Origin of the sequence: Arthrobacter sp. 9V (assembly GCF_902506065.1) — a bacterium.
Lineage (GTDB): Bacteria > Actinomycetota > Actinomycetes > Actinomycetales > Micrococcaceae > Arthrobacter.
Genome location: NZ_LR732923.1, coordinates 1 through 1,007, shown reverse-complemented (window position 1 = coordinate 1,007; position 1,007 = coordinate 1). Strand labels below are relative to the sequence as shown.

The following is a 1,007-nucleotide window of genomic DNA, read 5'->3' as shown; positions in this document are numbered from 1 at the left end:
CCCGTGTCACGTGCCGCGTTCGCAGCGATCAGGAACGAGTCCATCGCCTCGTCCCACTGTTCGTGTTGCATCAGGATCAGCGCCCGCTCCGCGGCCTCCGCCAACTGGATCGACCAACTAGCAAACGCTGTGTCGGGGATCGGATCGTCGCTGAACCCCGCTAGCAACTGGACTTTTCGCACTTCGGCGAGTAGCCCTGGCTCCGGGGTACCGAGAATGCGCAGAGTTCCAGCCATCGTCTCCAGCGCTGCCTGAATGATCGGGGTCGAAAGTGCATCGGGATGACCGTTTGCCACGTCCAGCGCGAACTCTACGACCCGGCTTATGCGATCCGTGTGCGGTGTCCGTGCCAGCGCTATTGTGAGTCGAGCCGCGCTAACGAAGAAGTACTCCACCAGCACTGTTCCAGGGAGCGGGTTGTCCGAGATGCGTTCGGCGTACACCCCCGCTGCCTGCGTCAACCAGAACGCGGCCTGCTCAGCCGACCCGGTTAGCAGCAAGAGATCCCCGGCGTTGTGCATGGCCGGCGCAAGCTGAAGCTGATCTCCGACCTCGACCATCGTGACAGCAGCGCTCAACACACTGGTGCCTGCAGGCAGGTAGGACGCCGCTGCTCGAATGCGTCCCGCGTCACGCAATGGGCGCGCGCGGCCGTCCAGCGCATTGCTCAGTGCAGGGATGTACACCCCCGGGTACTCCCAGCGGCCATCTCCCACAAGACCCAACGATTCGTGGATGGCGATCCGATCGCGCCCAGGAGCATCCTGGTCACGCGAGTCCTTCAGGAACCGCGTCACCAACGACGAGCTACACAACTCCTTGAGAACGACCTCCTGCTCGAAACTATCCAGGCGGAGATCCTCGGGGAGCGCCTCGACGGCGCCCACCAACGCATCAAGGTGCACGTCGTCCCCGCCACACAGAAGGCCCATTAAGAGAACAACACGTGCCGGCTCGCTCAGATCATTCCAGGCGAGGAGGATCGCTTGGACGGCGGTGTGCGTGTA

General features: G+C 63.1%; 1 protein-coding gene. It reads right to left on the bottom strand.

Annotated elements, in window-relative coordinates:
• On the bottom strand, positions 1 to 1,007 hold a 1,007-nt coding region (locus BACI9J_RS22365; protein WP_159736614.1), incomplete at both ends, for a hypothetical protein.